General features: G+C 67.6%; 30 protein-coding genes and 1 pseudogene. 22 read left to right on the top strand and 9 right to left on the bottom strand.

The window, feature by feature from the left end; genetic code table 11:
- Nucleotides 1-32: 32 nt before the first annotated feature.
- From AU072_RS06495 to AU072_RS06525, 7 genes are all read left to right on the top strand, one after another.
- Entirely contained in the window at nucleotides 33-1,433 is a 1,401-nt protein-coding gene (locus tag AU072_RS06495) for an aldehyde dehydrogenase family protein (RefSeq protein ID WP_064413016.1), read from the top strand.
- 61 nt (nucleotides 1,434-1,494) lie between these two features.
- The gene (locus AU072_RS06500) at nucleotides 1,495-2,358 is read left to right on the top strand and encodes an SDR family oxidoreductase (RefSeq protein ID WP_064413017.1); all 864 of its coding nucleotides are present in this window, start codon (nucleotides 1,495-1,497) and stop codon (nucleotides 2,356-2,358) included.
- A gap of 5 nt (nucleotides 2,359-2,363) precedes the next feature.
- Nucleotides 2,364-3,326, top strand: a complete 963-nt coding sequence (locus AU072_RS06505; protein WP_064413018.1) for an NADPH:quinone oxidoreductase family protein — start codon at nucleotides 2,364-2,366, stop codon at nucleotides 3,324-3,326.
- Nucleotides 3,327-3,328: 2 nt separating this feature from the next.
- Entirely contained in the window at nucleotides 3,329-4,036 is a 708-nt protein-coding gene (locus AU072_RS06510) for a haloacid dehalogenase type II (protein WP_064413019.1), read from the top strand.
- Nucleotides 4,037-4,113: 77 nt separating this feature from the next.
- On the top strand, nucleotides 4,114-4,857 hold the full coding sequence (locus tag AU072_RS06515) for a methyltransferase domain-containing protein (RefSeq protein WP_064413020.1): 744 nt from the start codon (nucleotides 4,114-4,116) through the stop codon (nucleotides 4,855-4,857).
- 9 nt (nucleotides 4,858-4,866) lie between these two features.
- A complete protein-coding gene (locus tag AU072_RS06520) occupies nucleotides 4,867-5,352 on the top strand; it encodes a DUF456 domain-containing protein (RefSeq protein WP_064413021.1) in 486 nt (161 codons plus the stop codon).
- Nucleotides 5,353-5,361: 9 nt separating this feature from the next.
- Nucleotides 5,362-6,525 (top strand): LLM class flavin-dependent oxidoreductase, encoded by a 1,164-nt coding sequence (locus AU072_RS06525; RefSeq protein WP_064413022.1) that lies wholly within the window; start codon nucleotides 5,362-5,364, stop codon nucleotides 6,523-6,525.
- 7 nt (nucleotides 6,526-6,532) lie between these two features.
- On the opposite strand, the gene AU072_RS06530 is transcribed toward AU072_RS06525, so the two are convergent.
- The 3 genes from AU072_RS06530 to AU072_RS06540 are packed head-to-tail and all read right to left on the bottom strand — an operon-like array spanning nucleotide 6,533 to nucleotide 8,874.
- On the bottom strand, nucleotides 6,533-7,336 hold the full coding sequence (locus AU072_RS06530) for a tyrosine-protein phosphatase (RefSeq protein ID WP_064413023.1): 804 nt from the start codon (nucleotides 7,334-7,336) through the stop codon (nucleotides 6,533-6,535).
- Nucleotides 7,337-8,596: an acyl-CoA dehydrogenase family protein gene (locus tag AU072_RS06535; RefSeq protein ID WP_064413024.1), complete on the bottom strand. Its 1,260-nt coding sequence runs from the start codon at nucleotides 8,594-8,596 to the stop codon at nucleotides 7,337-7,339. It abuts the gene before it with no gap.
- Nucleotides 8,597-8,619: 23 nt separating this feature from the next.
- Nucleotides 8,620-8,874, bottom strand: a complete 255-nt coding sequence (locus tag AU072_RS06540; protein ID WP_064413025.1) for a hypothetical protein — start codon at nucleotides 8,872-8,874, stop codon at nucleotides 8,620-8,622.
- A gap of 216 nt (nucleotides 8,875-9,090) precedes the next feature.
- Here AU072_RS06540 and AU072_RS06545 point away from each other — a divergent pair, with 216 nt between their 5' ends.
- Together AU072_RS06545 and ahpD are read left to right on the top strand one after the other, a co-directional pair.
- Nucleotides 9,091-9,678 carry a peroxiredoxin gene (locus AU072_RS06545; RefSeq protein ID WP_064394629.1) on the top strand — a complete coding sequence of 196 codons (588 nt, stop codon included), beginning with the start codon at nucleotides 9,091-9,093 and terminating at the stop codon, nucleotides 9,676-9,678.
- A 2-nt stretch (nucleotides 9,679-9,680) separates the two neighbouring features.
- Entirely contained in the window at nucleotides 9,681-10,214 is a 534-nt protein-coding gene (gene ahpD / locus AU072_RS06550; RefSeq protein ID WP_064413026.1) for an alkyl hydroperoxide reductase AhpD, read from the top strand.
- Nucleotides 10,215-10,268: 54 nt separating this feature from the next.
- On the opposite strand, the gene AU072_RS06555 is transcribed toward ahpD, so the two are convergent.
- Complete coding sequence (locus AU072_RS06555) at nucleotides 10,269-10,511, bottom strand: hypothetical protein (protein WP_064413027.1); 243 nt, start codon at nucleotides 10,509-10,511, stop codon at nucleotides 10,269-10,271.
- 182 nt (nucleotides 10,512-10,693) lie between these two features.
- Here AU072_RS06555 and AU072_RS06560 point away from each other — a divergent pair, with 182 nt between their 5' ends.
- Together AU072_RS06560 and AU072_RS06565 are read left to right on the top strand one after the other, a co-directional pair.
- Nucleotides 10,694-11,344, top strand: a complete 651-nt coding sequence (locus tag AU072_RS06560; protein WP_120270969.1) for a response regulator — start codon at nucleotides 10,694-10,696, stop codon at nucleotides 11,342-11,344.
- 10 nt (nucleotides 11,345-11,354) lie between these two features.
- Nucleotides 11,355-12,536, top strand: a complete 1,182-nt coding sequence (locus AU072_RS06565) for a sensor histidine kinase (RefSeq protein ID WP_064413028.1) — start codon at nucleotides 11,355-11,357, stop codon at nucleotides 12,534-12,536.
- Here AU072_RS06565 and AU072_RS06570 read toward each other — a convergent pair.
- Both AU072_RS06570 and AU072_RS06575 read right to left on the bottom strand, forming a co-directional pair.
- On the bottom strand, nucleotides 12,533-13,672 hold the full coding sequence (locus AU072_RS06570; RefSeq protein WP_064413029.1) for an acyl-CoA dehydrogenase family protein: 1,140 nt from the start codon (nucleotides 13,670-13,672) through the stop codon (nucleotides 12,533-12,535). The two genes, AU072_RS06565 and AU072_RS06570, sit on opposite strands and share 4 nt — an antisense overlap.
- Before the next feature lie 69 nt (nucleotides 13,673-13,741).
- Nucleotides 13,742-14,692 carry a DUF4436 domain-containing protein gene (locus AU072_RS06575; protein ID WP_082681026.1) on the bottom strand — a complete coding sequence of 317 codons (951 nt, stop codon included), beginning with the start codon at nucleotides 14,690-14,692 and terminating at the stop codon, nucleotides 13,742-13,744.
- A gap of 114 nt (nucleotides 14,693-14,806) precedes the next feature.
- On the opposite strand from AU072_RS06575, the gene AU072_RS06580 reads away from it, so the two are divergent.
- The 5 genes from AU072_RS06580 to AU072_RS06600 are packed head-to-tail and all read left to right on the top strand — an operon-like array spanning nucleotide 14,807 to nucleotide 18,907.
- Complete coding sequence (locus tag AU072_RS06580) at nucleotides 14,807-15,922, top strand: Re/Si-specific NAD(P)(+) transhydrogenase subunit alpha (protein ID WP_064413030.1); 1,116 nt, start codon at nucleotides 14,807-14,809, stop codon at nucleotides 15,920-15,922.
- Nucleotides 15,922-16,260 carry an NAD(P) transhydrogenase subunit alpha part 2 gene (locus tag AU072_RS06585; protein WP_064348579.1) on the top strand — a complete coding sequence of 113 codons (339 nt, stop codon included), beginning with the start codon at nucleotides 15,922-15,924 and terminating at the stop codon, nucleotides 16,258-16,260. The genes AU072_RS06580 and AU072_RS06585 overlap by 1 nt, the downstream gene beginning before the upstream one ends.
- A complete protein-coding gene (locus tag AU072_RS06590; protein WP_064413031.1) occupies nucleotides 16,257-17,690 on the top strand; it encodes an NAD(P)(+) transhydrogenase (Re/Si-specific) subunit beta in 1,434 nt (477 codons plus the stop codon). Before AU072_RS06585 ends, AU072_RS06590 begins: the two co-directional genes overlap by 4 nt.
- 28 nt (nucleotides 17,691-17,718) lie before the next feature.
- Entirely contained in the window at nucleotides 17,719-18,336 is a 618-nt protein-coding gene (locus tag AU072_RS06595) for a DUF3159 domain-containing protein (protein WP_064413032.1), read from the top strand.
- Nucleotides 18,337-18,379: 43 nt separating this feature from the next.
- The gene (locus AU072_RS06600) at nucleotides 18,380-18,907 is read left to right on the top strand and encodes a DUF2231 domain-containing protein (protein ID WP_064413033.1); all 528 of its coding nucleotides are present in this window, start codon (nucleotides 18,380-18,382) and stop codon (nucleotides 18,905-18,907) included.
- Here the strand turns inward: AU072_RS06600 and AU072_RS28440 are convergent.
- A pseudogene (locus tag AU072_RS28440) lies at nucleotides 18,904-19,017 on the bottom strand (CAP domain-containing protein); the annotation flags it as partial. The gene AU072_RS06600 and the pseudogene AU072_RS28440 overlap by 4 nt on opposite strands.
- A 135-nt stretch (nucleotides 19,018-19,152) precedes the next feature.
- On the opposite strand from AU072_RS28440, the gene AU072_RS06605 reads away from it, so the two are divergent.
- Nucleotides 19,153-19,836: a TetR/AcrR family transcriptional regulator gene (locus AU072_RS06605; RefSeq protein WP_064413034.1), complete on the top strand. Its 684-nt coding sequence runs from the start codon at nucleotides 19,153-19,155 to the stop codon at nucleotides 19,834-19,836.
- The gene (locus AU072_RS06610) at nucleotides 19,833-21,629 is read left to right on the top strand and encodes an acyl-CoA dehydrogenase (protein ID WP_064413035.1); all 1,797 of its coding nucleotides are present in this window, start codon (nucleotides 19,833-19,835) and stop codon (nucleotides 21,627-21,629) included. Before AU072_RS06605 ends, AU072_RS06610 begins: the two co-directional genes overlap by 4 nt.
- Before the next feature lie 3 nt (nucleotides 21,630-21,632).
- Here the strand turns inward: AU072_RS06610 and AU072_RS06615 are convergent, their stop codons facing one another.
- Nucleotides 21,633-22,739 carry an alcohol dehydrogenase catalytic domain-containing protein gene (locus AU072_RS06615; protein WP_064413036.1) on the bottom strand — a complete coding sequence of 369 codons (1,107 nt, stop codon included), beginning with the start codon at nucleotides 22,737-22,739 and terminating at the stop codon, nucleotides 21,633-21,635.
- Nucleotides 22,740-22,796: 57 nt separating this feature from the next.
- On the opposite strand from AU072_RS06615, the gene AU072_RS06620 reads away from it, so the two are divergent.
- The 4 genes from AU072_RS06620 to AU072_RS06635 all read left to right on the top strand — a co-directional run bounded on the left by AU072_RS06620 (nucleotide 22,797) and on the right by AU072_RS06635 (nucleotide 25,560).
- Nucleotides 22,797-23,840: an alpha/beta fold hydrolase gene (locus tag AU072_RS06620; RefSeq protein WP_064413037.1), complete on the top strand. Its 1,044-nt coding sequence runs from the start codon at nucleotides 22,797-22,799 to the stop codon at nucleotides 23,838-23,840.
- 80 nt (nucleotides 23,841-23,920) lie between these two features.
- Entirely contained in the window at nucleotides 23,921-24,610 is a 690-nt protein-coding gene (locus AU072_RS06625) for a class I SAM-dependent methyltransferase (protein WP_064413038.1), read from the top strand.
- Nucleotides 24,611-24,662: 52 nt separating this feature from the next.
- Nucleotides 24,663-25,103 carry an acyl-CoA thioesterase gene (locus AU072_RS06630; RefSeq protein ID WP_064413039.1) on the top strand — a complete coding sequence of 147 codons (441 nt, stop codon included), beginning with the start codon at nucleotides 24,663-24,665 and terminating at the stop codon, nucleotides 25,101-25,103.
- 16 nt (nucleotides 25,104-25,119) lie between these two features.
- Nucleotides 25,120-25,560: an SRPBCC family protein gene (locus AU072_RS06635; RefSeq protein ID WP_064413040.1), complete on the top strand. Its 441-nt coding sequence runs from the start codon at nucleotides 25,120-25,122 to the stop codon at nucleotides 25,558-25,560.
- A 10-nt stretch (nucleotides 25,561-25,570) separates the two neighbouring features.
- Here AU072_RS06635 and AU072_RS06640 read toward each other — a convergent pair whose 3' ends face one another.
- The gene (locus AU072_RS06640) at nucleotides 25,571-25,909 is read right to left on the bottom strand and encodes a hypothetical protein (RefSeq protein WP_064413041.1); all 339 of its coding nucleotides are present in this window, start codon (nucleotides 25,907-25,909) and stop codon (nucleotides 25,571-25,573) included.
- Between the last annotated feature and the right edge of the window lie 155 nt (nucleotides 25,910-26,064).

Below are 26,064 nucleotides of genomic sequence, written 5' to 3' on the forward strand. Positions count from 1 at the left end.
CGGGGCATTCCTCGGGTCAGGAAGGACTCCCCATGACCACCGATATCGCCACGTCAGAACAAGCCACCGAAGACATCCCCAGCATCGTGCGCCGCCTGCGCGACACCTTCAAGACCGGCCGCACGCGGGATATCGAGTGGCGCATCCGCCAGCTCAAGGCGATCGAACGCCTCGCCGTCGAGAACGAGGAGGCCATCGCCGCCGCGCTCGAACAGGATCTGGGGCGCAACCGCTTCGAGGCGTGGCTGGCCGACATCGCGAGCACCGCGGGTGAGGCCAAGGACGCCGCGAAGAACGTCAAGAAGTGGACCAAGCGCCGCTACCGGCTGCTGGAGATGTCGCAGCTGCCCGGCCGCGGCTGGGTCGAGTACGAGCCGTTCGGCACGGTGCTGGTCATCGGCGCGTGGAACTTCCCGTTCGTGTTGACGCTCGGCCCGGCGATCGGGGCGATCGCCGCGGGTAACACCGTGGTCCTCAAGCCCTCGGAGGTCTGTCCGGCATCGTCGGCGCTGATGGCCGAACTGGTGCCGCGCTACCTCGATTCCGACGCGGTCGCGGTGGTCGAGGGCGACGGCTCGGTCAGCCAGGAGCTCATCGCGCAGGGGTTTGACCACATCTGCTTCACCGGCGGCACCGAGATCGGCCGCAAAGTCTACGAGGGCGCCGCACCGCATCTGACGCCGGTCACGCTCGAACTCGGCGGCAAGAGCCCGGTGATCGTCTCCGCCGACGCCGACATCGACGTCGCGGCCAAGCGCATCGCGTGGACCAAGCTGATCAACTCCGGGCAGATCTGCATCGCGCCCGATTACGTGCTGGCCGACGCGAAGATCCGCGACAAGCTGGTCGACAAGATCAAAGAGGCGGTGACGACGTTCGAGTCGGAGAATCCCGACGGTAAGCGCATCGTCAACGAACGGCACTTCGGGCGGTTGACCGAAGCGTTGGCCGCGACCAAGGGTGAGGTGGTCGTCGGCGGCGGTTCGGACGCGTCGAAGATCAGCATCCAGCCGACCGTCGTCGTCGATCCCGACCCGGCGGAACCGCTGATGACCGACGAGATCTTCGGCCCGATCCTGCCGGTCGTGACGGTCCAATCACTCGACGACGCAATCAGTTTCGTCAATTCGCGTCCGAAGCCGCTGGCGGCCTACCTGTTCACCAAGACCAAGAGCATCAGGGAACGGGTGATCAAGGAGGTGCCCGCGGGCGGGATGGTGGTCAACCACCTGCTGTTCCACTTCGCCACCAACAAGCTGCCGTTCGGCGGCGTCGGCCCCTCGGGCATGGGCGCCTACCACGGCAAGTACGGCTTCGAGCAGTTCAGTCACAAGAAGACCGTGATGACCAAGCCGACCCGACCCGATGTCGGTGCGTTCATCTATCCCCCGTATACAGAGAAGGCGCTGAAGCTCGCCAAACGCCTGTTCTAGCGGTTCCGGTGGCGCCCGGCGCATCTGATCCGAAACCGCGGAATGTTCAGAAAGGAACCCCATGCCAGGAGTGCAGGATCGCGTCATCGTCGTCACCGGGGCCGGAGGTGGGCTCGGGCGCGAATACGCGTTGACGCTCGCCAAGGAAGGCGCCAGCGTCGTCGTCAACGACCTCGGCGGTGCTCGTGACGGCACCGGCGCCGGCCACAACATGGCCGACCAGGTCGTCGCGGAGATCAAGGACGCCGGTGGCCGGGCGGTGGCCAATTACGACTCGGTCGCCGAGTCCGAGGGTGCCGAGAACATCATCAAGACCGCTCTCGACGAGTTCGGCAAGATCGACGGCGTGGTCTCCAATGCGGGCATCCTGCGCGACGGCACGTTCCACAAGATGACGTTCGAGAACTGGGACGCGGTGCTCAAGGTGCACCTCTACGGCGGCTACAACGTGATCCGCGCGGCCTGGCCGCATTTCCGGGAGAACAGCTTCGGGCGCATCGTCGTGGCCACCTCGACCAGCGGCCTGTTCGGCAACTTCGGCCAGGCCAACTACGGCGCCGCCAAGCTCGGCCTCGTCGGCCTGATCAACACGCTGGCCCAGGAGGGCGCGAAGTACAACATCAAGGCCAACGCGGTCGCCCCGATCGCGGCCACCCGGATGACGCAGGACATCCTGCCGCCGGAGGTGTTCGAGAAACTGACGCCGGAATATGTTGCGCCGGTGGTGGCCTACCTGATGACCGAGGAACTGCCCGACACCGCCTCGGTGTTCATCGTCGGCGGCGGCAAGGTCCAGCGCACCGCGCTGTTCCAGAACGAGGGCATCACCTTCTCCGAGGTTCCCTCTGTCGACGACATCGCCGCGAAGTGGGGCGAGATCACCGACCTGTCGGCGGCGCAGCGGGCGACGTTCAGCCTCGGCTGAGTTCGATGAAAGCGCTTGTCGCGCAGGAACTCACCGGGCCCGCCGGGCTGGTCTACACCGACGTCGATGATGTCGGCGGCGAGGACGTCGTTGTCGTCGACGTCGGTGCGGCCGGGGTCAGCTTCCCCGACCTGTTGCTGCTGCGCGGCGAATACCAGCTGCGGCTCGAGCCACCGTTCGTCCCCGGCATGGAGGTCGCCGGGGTGGTGCGCTCGGCGCCGTACGAGTCGGAATACCAGCCCGGGCAACGGGTGACGGCGCTGTCCATGCTCGGCGGATGGGCCGAGCAGGTGGCGGTCTCGCCCGACAATCTGACGCCCACTCCGGACGGCCTCGACGACGCGCAAGCCGTTGCGCTGCTGGGTAACTACCAGACGATGTACTTCGCGCTGGCCAAGCGCGGTGCGCTGCGGCCAGGTGAGACGGTGCTGGTGCTCGGATCGGCGGGCGGCATCGGGGTGGCGAGCATCCAGATCGCGAAGGCGTTGGGCGCCAGGGTTATCGCGTTGGTGCACCGGCCGCATGCCATGGAGTTCGTCGAGTCGCTGGGCGCCGATGTCGTGCTGCCGTTGACCGACGGGTGGTTGAAGGCGGTCAAGGAGGCGACCGACGGCCGCGGCGTCGATCTGGTGGTCGACCCGATCGGCGGTGACGCGTTCGACGATGCGATCCGTGTGCTCGCCGTGGAGGGCCGGCTACTGGTGATCGGCTTTGCCGCGGGCGGTATTCCGACGGTGAAGGTGAACCGGCTGCTGCTGCGCAACGTCGCGGTGATCGGTGTGGGCTACGGCGAGTACGTGAACCGCAAGCCCGGTTCGCAGTCGGTGTTCGAGTTCGGCGTGGCACAACTCGTCGAGGCCGGTCTTCGCCCGCCGCCGCCCATGCGCTATCCGCTGTCAAAGGGCGCCGACGCGTTGCAGGCACTCGCCGACGGCGGGGTGCTGGGCAAGGTCGTGCTGGAGCCGTAGCGATGCCGCCGCGCGCGTTGGCGTTCGACACGTTCGGCACGGTGGTCGACTGGCGGTCGAGCATCATCCGCGAACTCGAGGAGTTCGGCACAGCCCATGGCGTGCAACGGGACTGGGCCGGGATCGCCGACGATTGGCGGGCCGGCTATCCGCCCGCCATGGATCGGGTGCGCCGCGGTGAGCTGCCGTGGACCAACATCGACGGCCTGCACCGCATGATCCTCGTCGAGCTGCTGGAGGCGGCGGGCATCGAGGGCGTCGACGACGCCGCCGTCGACCATCTCAACCGGGCCTGGCACCGCCTGGACCCGTGGCCCGACGCTGTCGAGGGTCTCACCCGATTGAAGGCCCGCTACCTCATCACGACGCTGTCCAACGGCAACGTCTCGCTGCTGACGAACATGGCCAAGCGGGCGGGACTGCCGTGGGACTGCGTGATCTCCGCCGAGCTGTTCCGCCACTACAAACCCGATCCCGAGGCGTATCTGGGGTGCGCCGAGCTGCTCGACGTTGCGCCCGGCGAGTTGATGCTGGTGGCCGCGCACGCCAGCGATCTGCGCGGTGCGAAGCGCGCGGGCCTGATGACGGCCTACGTGGATCGGCCGCTGGAATACGGAGCCGGCCGACGCCGCCCCTCGAAGATCGAAGACGGTGAATTTGACGTCATGGCAGCAGATTTCGTCGATCTGGCCGACCAGCTCGGGGCGTAGCGCAGTGGGGATTTGTGAGTGAAAACGCTCGCACAGCGAACGGAATCACTCACAAGTCGCGGGGGTAGCGTGGAAGCGTGACCGATGCATCCTCGCTGCCGCCGGCGCTGCGCCGGGCGGTCGAGCTGTTCGCCGATCCGCCGACGCGTCTGGATCTGCGCGACGGCTACCTGGACCTGCTCGACGACGCGGCATCGCCGAACCAGGCTCCGCCCGAGAACAAGGGTCTGATCCAGGCCGTGTGGGCCTCAGGTCCGGGGTCGATGTTCTACGACTACGCGCAGGGCTTTGCCCGCAGATTCGTGGGCGCATGGCAGTTGCCGATCGAGTGGCTCGACATCCCGAAGGGCGGTGTCGCGCTCGACATCGGAAGCGGGCCGGGCAACGTGACCGCCTCGCTGGCCCGCGCGGCCGGACCCGACGGGCTGGCGCTGGGCATCGACATCTCCAGGCCGATGCTGGCGCGGGCCGTCAGCGCACAGGCCGGGCCCAACGTCGGATTCCTGCGCGCGGACGCCCAGCGGTTGCCGTTCCGGGACGCGACCGTCGACGCGGTGACGTCGCTGGCGGTGGTGCAGCTGATCCCCGAGCCCGCCTCGGCGGTGGCCGAGATGCACCGGGTGCTGCGGCCCGGCGGACGGATCGCCATCATGGTGCCGACCGTCGGCAGCGTGCCCCCGCCGTTGCGATGGTTGTCGCGGGGCGGGGCGCGCTTCTTCGCCGAAGACGAGCTGGGCGACCTGTTCGAACAACGCGGATTCGAGCGCGTGCGCACCAAGACCATCGGCAACATGCAGTGGGTGCGGGCCCAGCACCCGTAAATTCGACGCATGAGCGCCGGTGGGATCGTGCTTGTCGCGTTGGCCATCGCGGTCGGCATCGTCGGCATCGTGGTGCCGCTGCTTCCCGGCACGCTGCTGGTCTTCGGGGCGATCGCGGTGTGGGCCGTCGTCGAGAGCGAGCCCACCGCGTGGGTGACGCTGGCCGTGGCGACGGTGCTGCTCGGCGCAGCGGCGCTGATCAAGTACACGTGGCCGGTGCGGCGGATGCGCGAGGCCGATGTGCGCACCCCGAGCCTGCTGGCGGGCGGGGTGCTCGGCGTGATCGGCTTCTTCGTGATTCCCGTTCTGGGGCTGGCGATCGGTTTCGTACTGGGTGTCTATCTCGCCGAACTCACCAACCGCCACGACCGGCGCGCGGCGTGGACGTCGACGAAGCACGCGCTCAAGGGCGTCGCCCTGTCGGTCGGCGTCGAAATGGCCGGAGCGCTGCTCGCCACCGTCGTTTGGGTCATCGGGGTGTACCTGACGCAGTAGCTTGCAGGCATGGGCAAGCTGCGTTTCGGATACTTCATCGCACCGTTCCACCGCGCCGGCACCAACCCGACGCTCGCGCTGCAGCGCGACCTCGAGCTCATCGAGCACCTCGACGCGCTGGGCTTCGACGAGGCGTGGATCGGCGAACACCATTCGGCGGGAAGCGAGATCATCAGTTCACCCGAAGTGTTCATTGCGGCGGCCGCGCAGCGCGCCAAGCGGATCCGGTTCGGCACCGGGGTCATCTCGCTGGCGTATCACAACCCGCTGTGGGCGGCCGACCGGCTGATGCTGCTCGACCACCTCACCCACGGCCGCATCATCGGCGGCATGGGGCCCGGCTCGCTGCCCACCGACTCGGCGATGATCGGCCTGACGCCCACCGACACCCGCGAACTCCTGGAGACCAACCTCGACATCGTCGTGCGGTTGCTCAAGGGTGAAACGGTCTCGGCCAAGACCGCCACCCACGAACTCCACGACGCCAGGCTGCAACTGGCGCCGTATGCGGAGGACGGCATCCCGCTGGCCGTCGCCGCGGTGGCCTCGCCGACCGGTGCGCGGCTGGCCGGCAAGCACGGGATCGGGCTGCTGTCGATCGGGGCGACGCTGGTTGTCGAGGGATTCGACGCGCTCGCGCATCACTGGGGAATCGCCGAGGAACGCGCGGCCGCGTTCGGCACCACGGTCGATCGCCGCAACTGGTCGCTGGTGTGCCCCATGCACATCGCCGAAACCGAGGAGCAGGCACGCGCCGACGTCCGCTTCGGCATCGAGCACTGGTACCGATACTTCCAGAAGGTCGCGGCGTTCCCGCAGATGGAGGTGCCCGGCGAGAACATCGACGAGGTCGTCGACATCATCAACGGCGCAGGCGCCGGCGTCATCGGAACGCCGGAACAAGCCCGCGCCCAGGTGCAGCGGCTGTGGGACCAGTCCGGCGGCTTCGGGTGCATGCTGCAGATGGGGCATGAATGGGCCAACCCGGCCGCCACCAAGCGCTCGGCGGAGCTGTTCGCCGCCGAGGTCATACCGCACTTCCAGGGTCAGGCCCAGCCGACGCTCGACGCCGCGGAGCGCGCCCGCGATGTGCGCCAGGAGCTGGCCCAGACGCAGCTGTCCGCGATCGAGCACATGAATCAGAAGTACGAGGCCGAAAAAGGCGGGAAGTGACGGGGTTTCAGCCGAGCAGGACGGCGCGCAGGCGCACGACCTCGTCGTCGGTGACGCCGGCGGCTTCGAGGTAGCCCCGCACCGAGCCGTAGTTCTCGACGATCGAACGTCGCGCGGTCTCGAGGTAATCCTCGCGCACACCGAGGACCTCCTCGGTGAGTCGCGCCTCGGCGAAGGTGACGATCTCGTCGGTGGCGTCCTCGGACCGGTTGCGAATGGACTCGAGGATGCTCTCGCGCAGCTGTGACACCGCCTCGTTGCTGCGAAGGAAGTCGGCCACGATGGCGTCGCGCTCCACACCGACCGCCTCGAGCACCGTCGCGACCGTGAAGCCGGTGCGGTCCTTACCCGCGAAGCAGTGCGCGATGACCGGGCGTTGCCCGGCGAGCATCGTAATCACCTGGCGCACGGCCAGGTGCGCACCGGGCAGCGTGGGGAACTTCTGGTACTCCTCGGTCATGAACCGCCCCGCCGCCACCGCCACGTCCTCGTCATCGGGTTTCTCGGTCATCATGCGCTGGAAGCTCTGCTCATGCGGGGCCTCGGCGCCGGGCTTGGCCAGCTCGTGAAACGGCAGCCGGTGTATCGCAACGCCATCGGGCACCCGTCCCGGCCCGCGCCGCTCGACCTCACGATCCGAGCGCAGATCGGCGACATCGGTGATGTTCAAGCGGCGCAACAGCTCCCGGCCGGTCTCGTCCAGACCGCTCAGCTCGCTCGACCGGAAGAACTGCCCGGGTCTGATGCCGGTCTCCTCGGCGATGTCGCGGAAGTTCCACGCCCCTGACAGGGCGTCGGGGTTGCCCGCCACCTACCGAGCCCCGCCCGTCGCCGCGGGGCCGCCAGTCGCCGCCGTCGCGAAAGCGCTTTTCTCCCTGCCCAGTTCGGCCCGGGCGATCGTCCGCATATGCACCTCGTCGGGCCCGTCGAACAGCCGCATCGCGCGGTGCCAGGCGTACAACCGCGCCAACGGCACGTCGTCGCAGATTCCCATGCCTCCGTGCACCTGGATGGCGCGGTCGATGACGTCGCACGCCATCTGCGGGGCGACCGCCTTGATCTGCGCGACCAGGACCTGCGCGTCCTTGCTCTTGTTGCCCTGCTGGTCGATGGTCCACGCCGCCTTGTGGCACAACAGGCGGGCCTGGTCGATCTGGTTGCGCGACTTGGCGATCGACTCGCGCACCACGCCCTGCTCGGACAGCGGCTTGCCGAACGCCACCCGCGTCTGCACCCGGTCGATCATCAGCGCCAGCGCCCGCTCGGCGGCGCCGATCGCGCGCATGCAGTGGTGGATCCGGCCGGGGCCCAGGCGGGCCTGGGCGATCGCGAACCCGCTGCCCTCTTCGTGGAGCAGGTTCTCGGCGGGCACCCGCGCGTTGTCGAAGACGATCTCGCAATGCCCGTGCTGATCCTGCCAGCCGAACACCGGCAGCGAACGCTGGATGTCGACGCCCGGGGTGTCGGTGGGCACCAGGATCATCGACTGCTGCTGGTGGCTGGCCGCATCCGGGTTGGTCCGGCCCATCACGATCATGATCTTGCAGCGCGGATCGGCCGCGCCGGTGATCCACCACTTGCGACCGTTGATGACGTAGTCGTCCCCGTCGCGCAGCATCGTCGTCTCGATGTTGCGGGCATCGCTGGAGGCGACCGCGGGTTCGGTCATCGCGAACGCGCTGCGGATCTCGCCGGCCAGCAGCGGTTCGAGCCACTGCTTGCGCTGCTGCTCATTGGCGAACAGGTGCAGCGTCTCCATGTTGCCGGTGTCGGGGGCCGCGCAGTTGGTGACCTCGGGCGCGATCTCCATGCTCCAGCCGGTCAGCTCGGCCAGTTGCGCGTACTCGAGGTTGGTCAGACCGGACTCGGCGGGCAAAAACAGGTTCCACAGCCCGCGTTCCTTGGCGAGCTTCTTGAGCTCCTCGACGATCGGCGGGACGGTGTGGTCCTTCGGACCCGCCTCTTCGCGGTAGCGGTGGTACTCGGCTTCGGCGGGGAAGACGAATTCCGTCATGAAATCGCCCAGGCGCTGGTGGTAGTCGGAGGCCTTGGCCGACATCGCGAAGTCCATGCCCGCCACGATATGTCACCTCCTCAGACGGGTTTGTGCTGCGTCGGGCTTTGCCCGGACTCCCACTTGGCCTCCAGGCTGCGGGTCACCCGGGCGCCCGCGGCGTACTCGAGCTGAAACGTCGTACCGTCGTCGAGCTCGTAGGTGATGACGGCAGTGCCGTCGTTGACGTCCTTGTGCACCACCTTGCAGGGGACGGATTCGGCGCCCCGGTCGACGAGGACGATGTCGCCGGGCGTGACGTCCTCGATGCGGTCGTTCTCGGAGATGTTCGACATCCATCGACCGTAGCAACGTCGTAGTCGCGACGGTGCGCGCGCTCTTCGATGACTGCGTCCCACCGGGCCCCGAAATACGCTGACAGCGAACCTATTTCAGGGTGGCGGTGTGGCCACAATCACGTTCGTTTAGCTTGCCTTCGCATCGAGAAAGGTCGAGTATCGAGTAGGTAATCTGGACTGAATCCAAACTAAGCGATAAGGATGGTGCTCGCGATGGCATTGTTGACAATCGGTGACCAGTTCCCCCGGTACGACATGGCGGCGGTGGTCGGCGGTGACCTCTCTGAGGTCGATGCCAAGCAGCCCGACGACTATTTCACCCGCGTGACCAGCGAGGACCACGAGGGCAAGTGGCGGATCGTCTTCTTCTGGCCGAAGGACTTCACCTTCGTGTGCCCGACGGAGATCGCCACGTTCGGCAAGCTCAACGACGACTTCGAGGACCGCGACGCGAAGGTCATCGGCGTGTCGGTCGACAACGAGTTCGTCCACTTCCAGTGGCGCGCCCAGCACGAGGACCTCAAGAAGCTGCCGTTCCCGATGGCTTCGGACCTCAAGCGTGAGCTCTCGCTGGCGACCGGTGTGCTCAACGCCGACGGCGTGGCCGACCGGGCGACGTTCATCATCGACCCGAACAACGAGATCCAGTTCGTGTCGGTGACCGCCGGGTCCGTGGGCCGCAACGTCGACGAGGTGCTGCGGGTGCTCGACGCGCTGCAGTCCGACGAGCTGTGCGCCTGCAACTGGAAGAAGGGCGATCCCACGATCAAGCCGGCCGAGCTGCTGGCAGAGGCGGTGTGACCATGAGCATCGACAACATCAAGGAAGCGCTGCCGGAGTACGCCAAGGATCTGAAGCTGAACTTCGGCAGCATCGTCAAGAGCACCGAGCTGTCCGAGGAGCAGCTGTGGGGCGCCCTGGTGGCGACCGCCGCGGCGACCAAGAACGAGCGACTCCTGCGCGAGATCGCCGAGGACGCCCTGGACATCCTCAGCCAGGAGGCCTACAACGCCGCTCTCGGCGCGGCCGCGATCATGGGGATGAACAACGTCTTCTACCGCACGAAGGGCCAGCTCGACGGCGCCTATGACGACCTGCGTGCCGGGTTGCGGATGAACATCATCGGCAATCCCGGTGTCGCCAAGGAGGATTTCGAGCTGTGGTCGCTGGCGGTGTCGGCGATCAACGGATGCGGCCACTGTGTCGCCGCGCACGAGAAGACCCTGCGCGATGCCGACGTGTCGCGCACGGTGATCTTCGAGGCGATCCGGTTGGCCTCGATCGTCTCCGGCGTCGGCCAGGCGTTGCAGACCGCCGAGGTGCTGACCTCGGTCTGATCGCATACATGAAGCGGGGGCACCGAATCGGTGCCCCCGCTCTTGTGTCTGGACTCAGCGGTAGTAGCCCGGCTCCTCGACGTGGATGTGGTCGATGCGGTGGCCGTGGGTCCCCGACTGAACCGACGGAGCGTGGACGTTGGGCGTCGCGACGATGCCCGGTCGCGGGGTGTTGTCGGGGGTGTAGGTCCCTGCGCTGGCGGCTCCGGCGAAACCGAGTGCCCCGCCGAGGATCCCGGCTGCGAGGACCGGCAGCGCGACGAAACCGGCGAGGCGGCGATTGGTGTTGGTGGTCATTTCGAATCTCCTTTGATTCCTGGTCTTCTGTGTTCTTGACCACCGGGATGTTCCGGCGATGACTCAAGAGTGCTGCAACACCAGCTCGCTGTATGTGGGGCGACCGGCCCTCGGACGGGTTGAATCTCATGTCCTCCAAATGGAGGAGGCGGTCGGCCCGCTGTGCCAAGCTGACACCCGTGGTGAGCGGCACGGCCGGTGAGAAGGTCCGGGTGGTGGTGGGCGACGACCATCCGATGTTTCGCGACGGGGTGGTCCGCGCGCTGGTCTCCAGCGGGCAGATTGAGGTGGTGGCCGAAGCAGACGACGGCGTCGCCGCGCTCGAAGCGATCCGCTCGCATACCCCGCAGGTGGCGCTGCTGGACTATCGCATGCCGGGCATGGACGGGTCGGAGGTGGCGGCCGCGGTCATCCGGGACGAACTGCCCACCCGGGTGTTGCTGATCTCGGCGCACGACGAGTCCGCGATCGTCTACCAGGCGCTGCAGAGCGGCGCGGCGGGATTCCTGCCCAAGGAGTCCACTCGATCGGAACTCGTCAATGCGGTGCTCGACTGCGCCAAGGGCCGAGATGTCGTCGCACCCAGCCTGGCCGCCGGCCTGGCCGGTGAGATTCGCAAGCGCTCCGAACCCAGCGGGCCGACCCTGAGCCCGAGGGAACGCGAGGTGCTCAGGCTGATCGCGTCCGGGACCAGCATCCCGGCGATGGCCAAGCAGTTGTTCCTCGCGCCGTCGACGGTGAAGACCCACGTGCAGCGGCTCTACGAGAAGCTCGGGGTCAACGACCGCGGCGCCGCCGTCGCCGAGGCGATGCGCCGCAAGCTGCTGGACTGACGCCGTCGTGATGGACCGGATCGCGAGCTTCTTCGCCGAGGAACCCGTGCGCGTTTCGGCGGTGCTGAGGCTGCCGCTGCTCGCGCTGATCGGTGTGCTGGTGGCGATCTGGGAGGTCGACCACTGGCTGCCGGGGCTGTACGCGGCGGTGCTCGGGATATGGGCGGTCGCGGCGGTGGTCTGGCTTGTCGCGGTCCTGCGCGGCCCGGTGCCCTGGTGGGGCGGCTGGGCCTCCACCGGCGTCGACGTCCTGATGATCCTGGTGCTGTGTCTGGTGTCGGGTGGCGCCACCGCCGCCCTGCTCCCGGTCTTCTTCCTCCTGCCCATCGCGGTGGCGTTCCAGGACCGGCCGCTGCTGACCGCGCTGCTCGGAATCGGCACGGCGACGGCCTATCTCGGTGCGTGGGTGGTGTACTCGAAACGCGACGACACGGTCGGGTTGCCGAACGTCGTCTACACTCATTTCGGCTTCCTGCTGTGGGGGTCGCTGGCGATGACCGCACTGTGCGTGGTGCTGGTCCGTCGCCAGGCCCGGGTGGCGAAGCTGCAGGCGGTACGGCGGCAACTGGTTTCCGAGGCGATGCAGGCCGACGAGCGCCACAACCGGGAGGTCGCCGAGAATCTGCACGACGGTCCGCTGCAGACGCTGCTCGCGGCGCGTCTCGACCTCGACGAACTGCAGGAGAACAACGACGATCCCGCGCTGGAGGCGGTCCGCGACGCGTTACAACAGACCGCGGCGGCGCTGCGCTCGACGGTGACCCAGCTGCACCCTCAGGTGCTGGCCCAACTGGGCCTCACCCCGGCGATACGAGAGCTGTTGCGGCAGTTCGAATCCCGCGGTCACTATGAAATCGAGGCGGATCTCGACGACGTCGGTAAACCCGAATCGCAGCAGTTGCTCTACCGGGCGGCCCGGGAACTGCTCGCCAACATCCACAAGCACGCCGACGCGACAACCGTGCGGGTCGGTTTGGCGCGCCGAGGGGACCGGGTCGTGCTGACGGTCTCCGACGACGGCAAGGGCTTCGACCCGGCGATCGTCGAGCAGTACGTCGCCGACGGTCATATCGGCCTGGGCTCACTGCTGGCCCGGTTCGACGCGATGGGCGGGTCGCTTCAGGTGAATTCGGCGGAGGGTTACGGCACGCAGGTCACGGTCACCTCACCGCCCGAACCACCCGCCGACTAAGCGGTGAGCCCGCGGGCGATGACCAGGCGCTGAATCTGGTTGGTGCCCTCGAAGATCTGGGTGATCTTGGCTTCGCGCATGTAGCGCTCGACGCGGTAGTCGCGGGTGTAGCCGGCACCGCCGAAGACCTGCACCGCGTCGGTGGTCACCTTCATCGCGGCGTCGGTGGCGATCAGCTTGGCAACGCTGGCCTGCTGCGAGTACGGCCGCCCCTGATCGCGCCGCCGCGCCGCATCGACGTAGGTCGCCCGCGCGCTGGCGACCGCGGCGGCCATGTCGGCCAACAGGAACCCGAGGCCCTGATGGTCGATGATCTTGCGCCCGAACGTCGTTCGCTCGTTGGCGTAGGCGACGGCCTCGTCGAGCGCGGCCTGGGCCAGCCCGGTGGCGACCGCGGCGATGCCCAACCGCCCGGAATCCAGTGCGGAGAACGCGATCTGCAGGCCTTGGCCCTCGGCCCCGATCAGCCGTTCGGAATCGATGGGGGCGTCGGAGTAGAACGCCGACGTGGTCGGGATCGCGTGCAGGCCCATCTTCTCCTCGGGCTGGCCGAAGCTCAGCCCGGGCAGGTCACCGGGGACCAGGAAGCACGAAATGCCCCGTGACCCTTCGCCGGTCCGCGCGAACAACGTGTAGAAGTCGGCACGCCCGCCGTGGGTGATCCACGACTTGGAGCCGTTGAGGACGTACCCGTCAGCCGTTTTGGTGGCCGCGCAGCGCAGTGCCGCCGCGTCCGAACCGGCCTGCGGCTCCGACAGGCTGTAGGCGCCGATCTGCTCACCCGACAGCATGCCGGGCAGCCAGCGACGCCGCTGCTCGTCGGAGCCGAACATCAACAGGGGATGCGACGACAGGCTGTGCACGCTGACCGCCACCGCGACGGCCGCCCACCGCGCCGCCAACTCCTCGAGCACCTGGAGGTAGACCTCGTAGGGCTGGCCCCCACCACCCCACTCCTCGGGCTGGGGCAGGCTCAGCAGCCCGGCCGCACCCAGCTGTGCCATCACGCCTTCGGGATAGCGCTCGGCCTTCTCGTGATCATCGACGATCGGGTCGAGCACCTTGTCGGCGATGTCGCGGGTCAGCGCGATGAGATCTTCGGCGTCCGGGGTGGGCAGCAGCCGGTCGACAGCCATCCGATGGCCTCCTGGTTGTGCGGAATCGACACAACGATAGGCGGACCCCGTCACGTGGCAGACGCGACGTCAATCGCTGCGTCTCCACCAGGCGGCGAAGTAAAGCACCATCGCGCCGGTCAGCGCCAGCAGCACCCACAACACCAGGACCTGATCGATCCACGCGCCCGGCGGAGGAGCACCGGGCATGAAGTTGCGGATCGGGATGATCGCGAACAGCGACGCGGCGTACCAGGTGCCGAACGGCGGCAGGAAGTTACGCCGTCCCCGCAGCATCTCGATCGACACGAAGAGGGCCAGCGCGGGCAGGGTGATCAAGACCAGGCACAGGCCGACATCGAAGGCGAGCGGTCCCTTCGCCCGCTTCAACGTCACCGTCTCGTAGTCGCCGTCGGCCGCCGACTGGGTGGCCGGCCCGCTTCGCGTGCTGGAGATGTCCCACCCGTCGAGCCCGCCGGTCACCACGACCCGTGCGGGCTCGAACGTGCGGTCGTCACCGCTTCCGATGAGCACGTCGGCTCCCAGAGCCCCGACGGTGTACGAGTCGAACGGCCACTTGTCCGGGTCGCCCTTGGCCGACAGCGTGGCACTGATCTCGGCGGGCAACTGACCCTTCGGCGTCTGAAGGTCTTGGATGTCGATGTTGACCTCGTTGATGAACAGCCGCACCGCGATATCGGTGTTGACCACGTTGAGGTCGTTGTTCATGTGGTCGTCGGACGGGAAGACGACGACCTTGACGTCGACCTCGTTGGCCACCGTGTGCAGTTCCGACAGGGTGACCTGGACGATGTTGTCGTCACTGGTGCCGAGATCGGGAGGCCCCAGGGATACGGGCTCGCCGGAGAGATAGTGATAGCCGACGAGCGACGCGATGTAGACGACCAGGATGATCAGCACGGTGGCGATGTCGTTGATCCGTGTGCGTCTGCGACTGGGGGACCTCGGCGCTCGGTCTGCTGGCCCGGTCGAGGCTTCGGGCACCGTCGAGGCTTCGGGCACCTTCGAGTCTTCCGGCACCTTCGGGATGCTAGTTCGCGCGGGCGCCGTTTCCGGTGCGCCGTGCCGGTGGAAATCCGCGACGGGCCGTACCGATTTAGATGTGACCAGCGGTAGCGGTTAAGGTGTTCCGTCATGACAGAGCAGACGCATGCTGATGTCGCCGAGGGGACGGGCCCGACGGTCGGGGTGGTGCGCGAATCAGGAGCCGACGAGCGCCGCGTCGCGCTGGTGCCCAAGGCCGTCGCGTCGCTGGTGAAAAGTGGTGTCGCCGTCGTCGTGGAATCCGGCGCGGGCGAGCGGGCGCTCCTGCCCGACGACCTCTACACCGGCGCGGGCGCGACGATCGGTGACGCCTGGGCCGCCGACGTCGTGGTCAAGGTCGCGCCGCCGACCGCCGCGGAGGTCGCCCGGCTCACGAGCGGCCAGACGTTGATCGGCTTCCTCGCCCCGCGCAATGACGACAACCAGATCACCGCCCTGAAGTCGGCGGGTGTGCAGGCCTTCGCCGTCGAGGCGATCCCGCGCATCTCGCGCGCCCAGGTGATGGACGCGCTGTCGTCACAAGCCAACGTCGCGGGCTACAAGGCCGTGCTGCTGGCGGCCTCGGAGTCGACGCGGTTCTTCCCGATGCTCACCACCGCCGCCGGCACCGTGAAGCCGGCGTCCGTACTCGTGCTGGGCGTCGGTGTGGCCGGTCTGCAGGCGCTGGCCACCGCCAAGCGGCTCGGCGCGCGCACCACCGGCTACGACGTGCGCCCCGAGGTGGCCGATCAGGTCCGCTCGGTCGGCGCGCAGTGGCTCGAGCTGGGTATCGAGGCCGCCGGTGAGGGCGGCTACGCCCGCGAGCTGTCCGAAGAGGAACGCGCGCAACAGCAGAAGGAACTCGAGCAGGCGATCACCGGCTTCGACGTCGTGATCACCACCGCGCTGGTGCCCGGTCGGCCGGCGCCCCGGTTGGTGACCGCGGCCGCGGTCGAGGGGATGAAGCCGGGCAGCGTGGTCGTCGACCTCGCCGGCGAGACGGGCGGCAACTGCGAGCTCACCGAGCCGGGGCAGACCGTGGTCCGCCACGGCGTCACGATCGCCTCACCGCTGAACCTTCCCGCCACCATGCCCGAACACGCCAGCGAGCTGTATTCCAAGAACCTCACCTCGCTGCTGGACCTGCTGATCAGCGACGGCAAGCTGATGCCCGATTTCGACGACGAGGTGGTGGCGGCCTCCTGCGTCACCCGGGGAGAGAACTGATGTACGACAATCTGCTGGCCAACCTCGCGATCTTGGTGCTCGCCGGGTTCGTCGGGTTCGCCGTGATCTCCAAGGTGCCCAACACCTTGCACACACCGTTGATGTCGGGCACCAACGCCATCCACGGCATCGTGGTGCTCGGTGCGCTGATCGTGCTGGGCGATCTGCCCGCCGACGCGCCCTGGGGTGTGCGCACCATCGCGTTCGTGGCGTTGATCTTCGGCACGCTCAACGTGATCGGCGGCTTCCTGGTCACCGACCGGATGCTGGGGATGTTCAAGGGGCGAAGGCCCGATCCCAAGGCAGTCGAGACGACGGAAGCGGCGGCTGACAAGTGAACTATCTCGTCACAGTCCTCTATATCGTCGCGTTCTCACTGTTCATTCTCGGCCTGTCCGGGCTGACCGGGCCCAAGACCGCGGTGCGGGGCAACTGGATCGCCGCCACCGGTATGGCCATCGCCGTGATCGCCACGCTGATCAAGGTGCGCGACACCGCGCCGATCAACTGGGTGCTGATCGTGGCCGGATTGGCGCTCGGCGTGATTCTCGGTGTGCCGCCGGCCAAGAAGACCAAGATGACGGCGATGCCGCAGTTGGTGGCGCTGTTCAACGGCGTCGGCGGCGGCACCGTTGCGTTGATCGCGTGGGCGGAGTTCATCGAGACCGACGGCTTCGCGCATTTCACGCCCGACCAGCATCCGACGGTGGCGCTGGTGGGCGGGTCGCTGCTCGCCGCGATCATCGGCTCGGTGTCGTTCTGGGGTTCGCTGGTGGCCTTCCTCAAACTGCAGGAGTCGATCCCGAAGAACGTCGAGAAGCGACTTGTCGCCTCGGCGAAGCTGTTTCAGGCCGCCAATGTGCTGCTGCTGCTCGGTGCGACCGCCGCAGCCATCTACATCGGGCTCAACGCGGGAACCGGCAGCCCGGGCTGGACGATCGCGCTTGTCCTCGTGTTCGCCGGCCTGATGGGCCTGTTCGTGGTGTTCCCGATCGGCGGCGCGGACATGCCGGTCGTCATCTCCTTGCTCAACGCGCTGACCGGATTGTCGGCTGCCGCAGCGGGTCTGGCGTTGGACAACACCGCGATGATCGTCGCGGGCATGATCGTCGGCGCATCCGGTTCGATCCTGACCAACCTGATGGCCGTGGCGATGAACCGGTCGATCCCGGCGATCGTGTTCGGTTCCTTCGGCGGCGGCGCCGACGCGGTGGCGGGTCCGGGGGGCGACCAGGGCACCGTGAAGGCGACCTCGGCCGCGGACGCGGCGATTCAGATGGCGTATGCCAACCAGGTGATCGTCGTCCCCGGTTATGGGCTGGCTGTCGCGCAGGCCCAGCACACCGTCAAGGAGATGGCCGACCTGCTGGAGAGCAAAGGCGTCGAGGTGAAGTACGCCATCCATCCCGTCGCCGGCCGCATGCCGGGGCACATGAACGTGCTGCTGGCCGAGGCCGACGTCGAGTACGACTCGATGAAGGAGATGGACGACATCAACGGTGAATTCGGCCGCACCGACGTCACTTTGGTCATCGGCGCCAACGACGTCACCAATCCGGCCGCGCGCAACGACCCCTCGAGCCCGATTCACGGCATGCCGATCCTCAACGTCGACGAGTCCCGGTCGGTGATCGTGCTCAAGCGGTCGATGAACGCGGGCTACGCGGGCATCGAGAACCCGCTGTTCTTCCTCGACCAGACCTCGATGCTGTTCGGGGACGCCAAGAAGTCGGTCACCTCGGTGATCGAGGAACTCAAGGCGCTCTAGTCGACCGGCCGGCCGTAAGCTCGGGCGGGTGACGCAGGGACGTTCGCCGGTCGAGGTCTTGCTGGCCCGTGCGGGTGGCGTCCGCGGGCTGATCTACTCCGCGTTGCCGGTCGCGGTGTTCGCCGTGTCGTCGCCGACGCTCGGCCTGCCGGTGGCCACCGGGGCCGCCGTGGGCGCCGCGGCGCTCATAGCGGCTTGGCAACTGCTGCAACGAGGTTCGATACGGCCCGCCCTGTTCGGCTTCGCCGGGGTGGCAGTCTGCGCCGCCCTGGCATTGATGACCGGCCGCGCCAAGGACTTCTATCTTCCGGGCATCTGGATGTACCTGGGCCTGGCGATCGCGTTCACGACGTCGCTGGTGGTGCGGCGTCCGCTGGTGGGAGTGGTGTGGGCGTGGATCACCGGACGTGACGGCGCCTGGCGGCGGGTGCGGCGCGTGCGCCTGGCCTTCGACATCGCCACCGCGGTGATGGCCGCCGCCTCGTGGTCGCGCTTCGCGGTGCAGTTCTACCTCTACGACAACGACCGGGAGGGACTGCTCGCGGTGGCGCGCGTCGCGATGGGTTGGCCGATCTTCGTGGTCACCTCCTCGGTGATCTACCTCGCGATCCGTACGGCGCTGCGTACGCTGTCGCGCGCCGCTTGACGCCGATCGGTTCAGCCGGCGACGCGCGGGTAATCCGGACGGCATGGACATGCACGCCCTTCTTCAGATCCCCGAATCGGCCGACTCTCTCGACGCGGTCGCGGACCGGACGGCCGATGCCGTCGACCGGGTGCTCGGCGACGGCGCGTTGGCACAGGGACTGCGCGGTTCGTGGCTGGGCCACCCCACACATCCGCTGATGATCACCCTGCCCATCGGCGCGTGGATGTCGTCGATGGTGCTGGATCTGGTGTTCAAGGACCGCGACGCCGCGCGGCAGCTCATCGCGATCGGGTTGGCCGCCACGCCGCCCGCTGTGCTGGCCGGGCTCGCGGAGTTCCCGACGCTGGGCAAGCGGCAGCGACGGGTCGGACTCCTGCACGCGGCGGGCAACACGGTCGCGGCGGTGTCGTTCTGGGTGGCCTATCGGAAGTACAAGCGAGGCAAGGTGGGTGCGGCGCGCGCGTTCAGCGTGCTGGGGTTGACCGCGGTCTCAGTGGGCGGCGCGCTCGGCGGACATCTGTCCTACGCCCAGGGTGCGGGTGTGCACCGCTGGCAGTTGACGGCTTAAACCGGAGGGTAGGCCGGTGGGGGGTAGACGCCGCGAAGAATCCAGGCGAACCAGTTCGCTCCGTACTCCAGCTCGTCGCTCGCGTCATAGTCCGGATTCGGATCCATGGGGTCACCTCTCGAGTACGGGCCGGTTATGAGGGAAGTCTAGACCCGCCTTGCGGCCGGCGACACCCCCAACACCTACACTGCCAACCAGTTGATTGACACCCGGACGAGGTTCCGGCCTGCATATAGTGAGTCGCCATGCCCTCTTCGGACGCCGCCACCACGAACGGGAGGACCCGTCGCGACGAATTGCTGGCCGTCGCGACCAAGCTCTTCGCCGCGCGCGGCTACCACGGCACCCGGATGGACGATGTCGCCGATGCGGTCGGCCTGAACAAGGCGACGGTTTACCACTACTACGCCAGCAAGTCGCTGATCCTCTACGACATCTACAAGGGCGCGGCCGACTTCACCGTCGATGCGCTGCACGACGACCCCTCGGCGTCGGCCCGCGAGACGATCTATCACTTCACCCGCCGGCTGCTGGTCGGCATCGCCAGCGACATCGAACGCGCGGCCGTCTACTTCCAGGAGGGCCCCTACATCGGTGAGTGGTTCACCGAGGACCAGGTGGCCTATATCCGGGAGAAGGAGGCGCAGGTCTACGAACACGTGCGCGACGTCATCGACCGCGGCATCGCCAGCGGCGAGTTCTACGACTGCGATTCGCACGTGCTCGCCCTCGGCTACATCGGCATGACGTTGGGTGCCTACCGCTGGCTGCGGCCGCACGGCAGGCGCACCGCACAGGAGATCGCGGTCGAGTTCAGCACGGCGCTGTTGCGCGGCCTGATCCGCGACGAGTCGGTGCGGGCGGAGTCGCCATTGGGTATCGAGGTCGATGCGCTGCCCGGTGAACCCGACACCGCCACCGCACCGTGAAATCGCTACTGCTGTCGCGTCGCGACCTCGATTTCCTGCTCTACGAGTGGTTGCGGGTCGAGGAGCTGACCGAGCGCGAGCGGTTCGCCGAGCACTCCCGCGAGACCTTCGACGCGGTGCTGGAGCTGTGTGAGCAATTGGCGACGCGGTACTTCGCTCCGCACAACAAGAAGAGCGACGCCAACGAACCCACCTTCGATGGTGAGAAGGTCACCGTCATCCCCGAGGTCAAGGAGGCCTGGGACGCGTTCGCCGAGGCCGACCTGATCGCGATGTCGATGGAGCACCGGCTCGGCGGCGCGCAGCTAGCCGCGACCGTGGCGCAGGCCGCCTTCGCCTGGTTCTCGGCGGCCAACCTCAGTACGACTGGTTATCTCATGCTGACGATGGCCAACGCCAACCTGCTGGCCCGGTTCGGGACCGGCGAGCAGGTCGAGCGGTTCGTCAAACCGATGCTCGCAGGCCGCTTCTCGGGCACCATGGCGTTGTCGGAGACTCAGGCGGGTTCGTCGCTGGCCGACATCGTCACCCGCGCCGAACCGCAGGAGGACGGCACCTTCCGGCTGTTCGGGTCCAAGATGTGGATTTCGGGCGCCGAACACGAACTGACCGACAACATCGTCAACCTGGTGCTCGCCAAGATTCCCGGCGGACCACCGGGAACCAAGGGCATCTCGTTGTTCATCGTGCCCAAGTACCTGCCCACCGGCGACGGTGCGGTCGGTGAGCGCAACGACGTCGTACTGGCCGGGCTGAACCACAAGATGGGCCAACGCGGCATCACGAACACGGTGCTGAACCTCGGCGAGGGCGCGTACACACCCGGCGGGAAGCCGGGCGCGGTCGGATACCTGGTCGGTGAACCGCACCGCGGCATCGCCTACATGTTCACGATGATGAACGAGGCGCGCCTCGGCGTGGGGATGGGTGCGGTGGCGCTCGGTTACACCGGCTATCTGAAGTCGGTGCAGTACGCCCGGGAGCGCCCACAGGGGCGCCCGATCAGCGGCAAGGACCCGTCGACGCCTCAGGTGCCGATCATCGAACACGCCGATGTCAAGCGGATGTTGTTGGCGCAGAAGGCCTATGCCGAAGGTGGGCTTGCGCTGCTGTTGTACTGCGCCAAGCTCGTCGACCTCCAGCACAGCTCGGCCTCCGATGAGGAGCGGGACAGCGTCACCCTGCTTCTCGAGATGCTGACACCGGTCGGCAAGAGCTGGCCGTCGCAATGGTGTCTGGAGGCCAACAGCCTGGCGATCCAGGTGCACGGCGGGTACGGCTACACCCGCGAATACGACGTCGAGCAGCATTACCGCGACAACCGGCTCAATCCGATCCACGAGGGGACGCACGGCATCCAGAGCCTGGACCTGTTGGGCCGCAAGGTCCCCGCGCGCGGTGGTGCGGGGTTGGCGGCTTTGGGTGCGGCGATCGGGCGCACCGTCGCCGAGGCCGGCCCGCTGGGCGGCCGGATCGCCGAACACGCAGGACTGCTGGACGCGGCATGGCAGCGCCTCACCGCGGTCACCGCCGAGATGTTCGGCTCCGGGGACGTCGAGGCCGCGATGGCCAACAGCGTGATCTACCTCGAGGCGTTCGGCCACATCGTCGTCGCCTGGATCTGGCTGCAGCAGGAGATCGCCGCGCACGGACGCAGCGGGGACTTCTATGAGGGCAAGCGCCAAGCCGGCCGCTACTTCTTCCGGTACGAACTGCCCAAGACCGCACCACAACTCGACCTGCTCGCCAGCCTCGACCGCACCACGATGGACATGCGCGACAGGTGGTTCTGACGTTCAATCGAAGCGGATGACCTGACGCACGGCTCGGCCGTCGGCCAGTTCGTCCATGCCGGAATTGATTTCGTCGAGTGCGATCGTCGACGACACCAAAGACTCCACCGGCAACCGTCGCGCGCGCCACAGCTCGACGAAGTGGGGGATCTCTCGGGCGGGCACCGCTGAACCGAGGTAGCTGCCGATCAGCGAGCGTCCCTCGGCGACGAAACCCAACGGCGACAACGACACCCGTGCATCCGGCCGAGGCAGGCCGACCGTCACCGTGCGCCCGCCCGGCGCGGTGAGCTCCACCGCGGTCTCCAGGGCGCTCGGATGACCGACGGCCTCGATCACGACGGCGGCTTTGAACCCGCTTTCCCGGGCCTCTTGCGGGGTGTAGGCGTCGTGCACCCCGAGGCCGCGGGCCCGCTCGAGTTTGTCGGGTAGCTGGTCGATGCCCACCACGCGGACGTCCTCGGCGGCCAGTGCGGTCAGCGCAGCGGCCATCCCGACACCGCCGAGCCCGACGATGGCCACGGTGTCGCCCGGGCGTGGCCGGCCGGCGTTGATCACCGCTCCGCCGCCGGTGAGCACCGCACAGCCCAACAGCGACGCCACCACCGCGGGAACGTCGTCGGGCACCGGCACCACCGAACGCCGGTCGACGACCGCGTGAGTCGCGAAACCGGAGACGCCGAGGTGGTGGTGGACCGGTTCGCCGTCCCGCGACAACCGGCGCTGGCCGGTCATCAGCGTGCCTGCCCCGTTCGCTGCCGAGCCCGGCTCGCAGGGGGTCAGACCGTCCGTCGCGCAGGCCCGACATTCACCGCACCGGGGCAGGAAGGTCATCACCACCCGTGTCCCGGTTGCGACGTCGGATCCGCCCGCGCCGATCTCTTCGACGACGCCGGCCGCCTCGTGGCCGAGGAGCATGGGCACGGGCCGCACGCGGTTGCCGTCGACGACCGACAGGTCGGAGTGGCACAGACCCGCGGCCTCCACCCGCACCAGCAGTTCGCCCGGTCCGGGCGCGGCTAGGTCGAGTTCGCCGACCGTCAAGGGTTTGGACGCGGCGTACGGCCGCGGACGGCCGATCTCTTCCAGAACGGCACCGCGGATCCTCATGGATGCAGTCTGCCGCGAGCCGACGATCCCCGAGCCGATTCGGATTACGCTGCTCGAGTGCTGGCACGGTCCGAGATCCGGTTTCTGCCCGTGGGCGAACGCCGCATCGCCTACGAAGTGCGCGGCAGTGGCCCACCGCTGATCGCTCCGGCGTGGTGGGTCAGCCATCTCGAACTCGACTGGCAGAACAGCGACTTTCGTCGCTTCTGGGAGGGAATCGCCGACGGGTACACGTTGATCCGCTACGACCGGCTCGGAGTCGGCATGTCCGACCGCACGTTGCACGATGCCGATCTGAATCTCGACAACGAGGTCGCGACGCTGCGCTCACTCAGCGACGAGCTGGGGCTCGAGCACGTTTCGCTCATCGGGGGCTCATCGGGGAGTTGCACGGCAATCGCGTTTGCCGCGACGTTCCCCGAGTGCGTCGAGCGGTTGGTGTTGTACGGGTCGTATTCGGATGGAACGCAACTCGCGGCGCCGGGCGTCGGTGAGGCGATATTGGCTGCGATACAGGCACATTGGGGCCTGGGATCGCGTCTTCTGGGTGACATCTTCCTCGGCAGGGCCGACGCTGACGAGCACGAGCGTTTCGTCCGGCTACAGCGCGAGGCGGCGACGGCCGAAACCGCCGCTGCCGTGTTGGCCCTCGTCTATCGCCTCGATGTTAGAGCCCATCTCGCGCGTGTCCGCGCGCCAACGCTGGTGGTGCATCGCCGAGACGACCGTGCCGTGCCCTACCGACTCGGGCGCGAGGTGGCCGCCGCGATTCCGGGTGCCACATTCATCCCGCTCAAAGGAAGCGCGCACTTCCCGTGGCACGGGGATGCCGAATCCGTCGTTCGCGCGTGCCGCGAAACACTGGGCACGACACCGCATCCGCCAGCGCGTCACGCGAGTAGCCAGGAGCAGGTGTTGTCGTCTCGCGAGCGAGAGATTCTGGCTTGCATCGCGCGTGGTCTCAGTGACCGCGAGATCGCCGAAGACCTCGTCCTGAGCCCGCACACCGTGCACCGCCACGTCGCAAACATCCGTCGCAAGCTGGGCCGCACCTCACGCACTGCCGCCGTCGCGGAAGCCGCGCGACTGGGACTGCTGTGAGGTAGCCGAAAGGGGCCATCTGCAGAAGATGGCCGCATCGGGCGATGCGTGCGTGACGTCCCCACTCCTACGTTTGCGCCATGACCGAAGTCGCCGATATCAAGTCGAGTAGCGAACTCCGCGGAAAGCCGCAATCCGCCGCGTGGCTGCGGATCTTCGCTCTGGCGTACGACCCCTTGCTGTGGCTGGGTGAGACCGCAGGCATGCGTCGCAGGCGCGCCGCGCTGCTGGCCGATGCCTACGGCCGCGTCGTCGAGATCGGCGCCGGAACCGGACTGAACGTTGCGCACTATCCGGCGGCGGTCACCGAGCTGGTGCTCACCGAACCCGAGCCGGGAATGCGCAGGAAGCTCTCGCGTCGTATACGCCGGCGCGGTTCTGCCACAAGGGTTGTCGACGCCAAAGCAGAGCACCTACCATTCGCCGACGCGTCGGTGGACACCGTCGTCTCCACGCTCGCCCTGTGCACGGTCGATGAGCCTGAGCGTGTGTTGCGCGAGATTGCACGCGTGCTCCGGCCCGACGGGCAGCTGCTGTTCATCGAGCACGTGCGCGCAAGCTCGCGATTTCTGGCCGCGTGCCAGGACAGACTCGCCGAACCGTGGCGTCACTTCGCCGGTGGCTGCCGTTGCAACCGCGACACCGTCGGGCACCTACGCGCCTGCGGCTTCACGGTGTCGGCCCAACACGCCGTCTGGCGCGCCATGCCGGCGATCGTCCACCCCCTGGCCATGGGACGTGCGACACGAACCGATCTCGTCCAGGAATAGGGATGCGTTTGCGAGCGCACCCTGCAAGTAGCGGCCCTGCAAGACTGGTGGCATGGCCGAACAGGCGCACACCGGTGCCGACTTTCCGGTGCACTGGCCGGTGACCACCAGGTGGGCCGACAACGACATGTTCGGGCATCTCAACAACGCGGTGTACTACGCGTTGTTCGACTCGGCGATCAACGGCTGGATCAACACCAGCGTCGGGATCGACCCACTGACCGTGCCGTGGTTGGGTGTGGTCGCCGAATCGGGGTGCCGATATCTGGCGGAGCTGCGGTTCCCCGAACCGCTCACGGTCGGCCTTGCGGTCAGTCGTCTGGGCACCAGCAGCGTCACCTACCGGTTGGGGCTCTGGCAGCACGACGGCCCGACCGCCGCGGTGGGGCACTGGGTCCATGTCTATGTCGACCGGGACAATCGGCGGCCGGTACCGATCCCGGGGCCGATCCGCGAACTGCTGGAATCGGCGCGCGTGGACCATCAGGCGTAGTCGATATGCTCGTCGGATGCCGCTCGTGAGCAAAACCGTCGAGGTGGCGGCCTCCGCCGACGCGATCATGGGGATCGTCGCCGACTTCGAGGCCTACCCCCAGTGGAACGAAGAGATCAAAGGGTGCTGGGTGCTGGCCCGGTACAACGACGGCCGGCCCAGCCAATTGCGTCTCGACGTCGTCGTGCAGGGACAGGCGGGCACCTTCATCACCGCGGTCTACTACCCGGGCGAGAACCAGATCTTCACCGTCCTGCAGCAGGGCGATCACTTCGAGAAGCAGGAGCAGAAGTTCTCGGTCGTAGCCCTCGGGGCGACATCGCTGCTGACCGTCGACCTCGACGTCGAGACCAAGCTGCCCATTCCGAAGCCGATGGTGAAGAAGGCGATCGGGGACACGCTGGACTACCTGGCCGACAACCTCAAGGCCCGCGCCGAACAGCTGGCCTCCACGTAGGGCCGGTTCGTCAATCGGGCAGCGCATCCAGCCACTTCTCGAAGTCGCGGCCGGCGAGCATGTCGGCTTCCGCCCGCAGATCCATCACTCGTTTGCGAATCCGGTCCGCGGTCGAGCGCGGCGTGTGGCCCGGGCCGTAGAGTCCGCGCCGCAGCCGCCGCACCCGGCCGTGGGCAATCTCCCAGCGCAAGGCATCGGAGACCCACTTGGGAGCCGGTCCGGGTAGCGCGAAGTTGTAGTAGTCGATCGCGTCGATCAGGTCCGTGATGGTCGTCGGGCCGTGCTGGGACAGATAGAACGTCAGCACGTACCGCAGTTCGACGCCGTAGATGTGCCGTTTCCTGGTCATGGCGACGAATGTGCCGCGGGCGACCGACAGTTTCCGTCCACCGCGTCACATCATCCCCAGGCAGTCACGGGCGTTTGCGCCCACCGACCATTCGCGAAGGTGCCCACCTCACAGCGAAAAACTCGCTGGCAGCGAATTATTCGCTGATAGCCGGG

Source organism: Mycolicibacterium novocastrense, from assembly GCF_001499835.1.
GTDB lineage: Bacteria > Actinomycetota > Actinomycetes > Mycobacteriales > Mycobacteriaceae > Mycobacterium > Mycobacterium novocastrense.

What these genes read in the sequence shown, in the direction of transcription:
- AU072_RS06640 (WP_064413041.1), bottom strand. Translation starts at nt 25,909, where the DNA reads ATGACCAGGAAACGGCACATCTACGGCGTCGAACTGCGGTACGTGCTG.
- AU072_RS06625 (WP_064413038.1), top strand. Translation starts at nt 23,921, where the DNA reads ATGACCGAAGTCGCCGATATCAAGTCGAGTAGCGAACTCCGCGGAAAG.
- AU072_RS06630 (WP_064413039.1), top strand. Translation starts at nt 24,663, where the DNA reads ATGGCCGAACAGGCGCACACCGGTGCCGACTTTCCGGTGCACTGGCCG.
- AU072_RS06495 (WP_064413016.1), top strand. Translation starts at nt 33, where the DNA reads ATGACCACCGATATCGCCACGTCAGAACAAGCCACCGAAGACATCCCC.
- AU072_RS06535 (WP_064413024.1), bottom strand. Translation starts at nt 8,596, where the DNA reads ATGGACTTCGCGATGTCGGCCAAGGCCTCCGACTACCACCAGCGCCTG.
- AU072_RS06600 (WP_064413033.1), top strand. Translation starts at nt 18,380, where the DNA reads ATGGACATGCACGCCCTTCTTCAGATCCCCGAATCGGCCGACTCTCTC.
- AU072_RS06585 (WP_064348579.1), top strand. Translation starts at nt 15,922, where the DNA reads ATGTACGACAATCTGCTGGCCAACCTCGCGATCTTGGTGCTCGCCGGG.
- ahpD (WP_064413026.1), top strand. Translation starts at nt 9,681, where the DNA reads ATGAGCATCGACAACATCAAGGAAGCGCTGCCGGAGTACGCCAAGGAT.
- AU072_RS06540 (WP_064413025.1), bottom strand. Translation starts at nt 8,874, where the DNA reads ATGTCGAACATCTCCGAGAACGACCGCATCGAGGACGTCACGCCCGGC.
- AU072_RS06555 (WP_064413027.1), bottom strand. Translation starts at nt 10,511, where the DNA reads ATGACCACCAACACCAATCGCCGCCTCGCCGGTTTCGTCGCGCTGCCG.
- AU072_RS06545 (WP_064394629.1), top strand. Translation starts at nt 9,091, where the DNA reads ATGGCATTGTTGACAATCGGTGACCAGTTCCCCCGGTACGACATGGCG.
- AU072_RS06505 (WP_064413018.1), top strand. Translation starts at nt 2,364, where the DNA reads ATGAAAGCGCTTGTCGCGCAGGAACTCACCGGGCCCGCCGGGCTGGTC.
- AU072_RS06500 (WP_064413017.1), top strand. Translation starts at nt 1,495, where the DNA reads ATGCCAGGAGTGCAGGATCGCGTCATCGTCGTCACCGGGGCCGGAGGT.
- AU072_RS06510 (WP_064413019.1), top strand. Translation starts at nt 3,329, where the DNA reads ATGCCGCCGCGCGCGTTGGCGTTCGACACGTTCGGCACGGTGGTCGAC.
- AU072_RS06580 (WP_064413030.1), top strand. Translation starts at nt 14,807, where the DNA reads ATGACAGAGCAGACGCATGCTGATGTCGCCGAGGGGACGGGCCCGACG.
- AU072_RS06615 (WP_064413036.1), bottom strand. Translation starts at nt 22,739, where the DNA reads ATGAGGATCCGCGGTGCCGTTCTGGAAGAGATCGGCCGTCCGCGGCCG.
- AU072_RS06605 (WP_064413034.1), top strand. Translation starts at nt 19,153, where the DNA reads ATGCCCTCTTCGGACGCCGCCACCACGAACGGGAGGACCCGTCGCGAC.
- AU072_RS06520 (WP_064413021.1), top strand. Translation starts at nt 4,867, where the DNA reads ATGAGCGCCGGTGGGATCGTGCTTGTCGCGTTGGCCATCGCGGTCGGC.
- AU072_RS06525 (WP_064413022.1), top strand. Translation starts at nt 5,362, where the DNA reads ATGGGCAAGCTGCGTTTCGGATACTTCATCGCACCGTTCCACCGCGCC.
- AU072_RS06570 (WP_064413029.1), bottom strand. Translation starts at nt 13,672, where the DNA reads ATGGCTGTCGACCGGCTGCTGCCCACCCCGGACGCCGAAGATCTCATC.
- AU072_RS06565 (WP_064413028.1), top strand. Translation starts at nt 11,355, where the DNA reads ATGGACCGGATCGCGAGCTTCTTCGCCGAGGAACCCGTGCGCGTTTCG.
- AU072_RS06635 (WP_064413040.1), top strand. Translation starts at nt 25,120, where the DNA reads ATGCCGCTCGTGAGCAAAACCGTCGAGGTGGCGGCCTCCGCCGACGCG.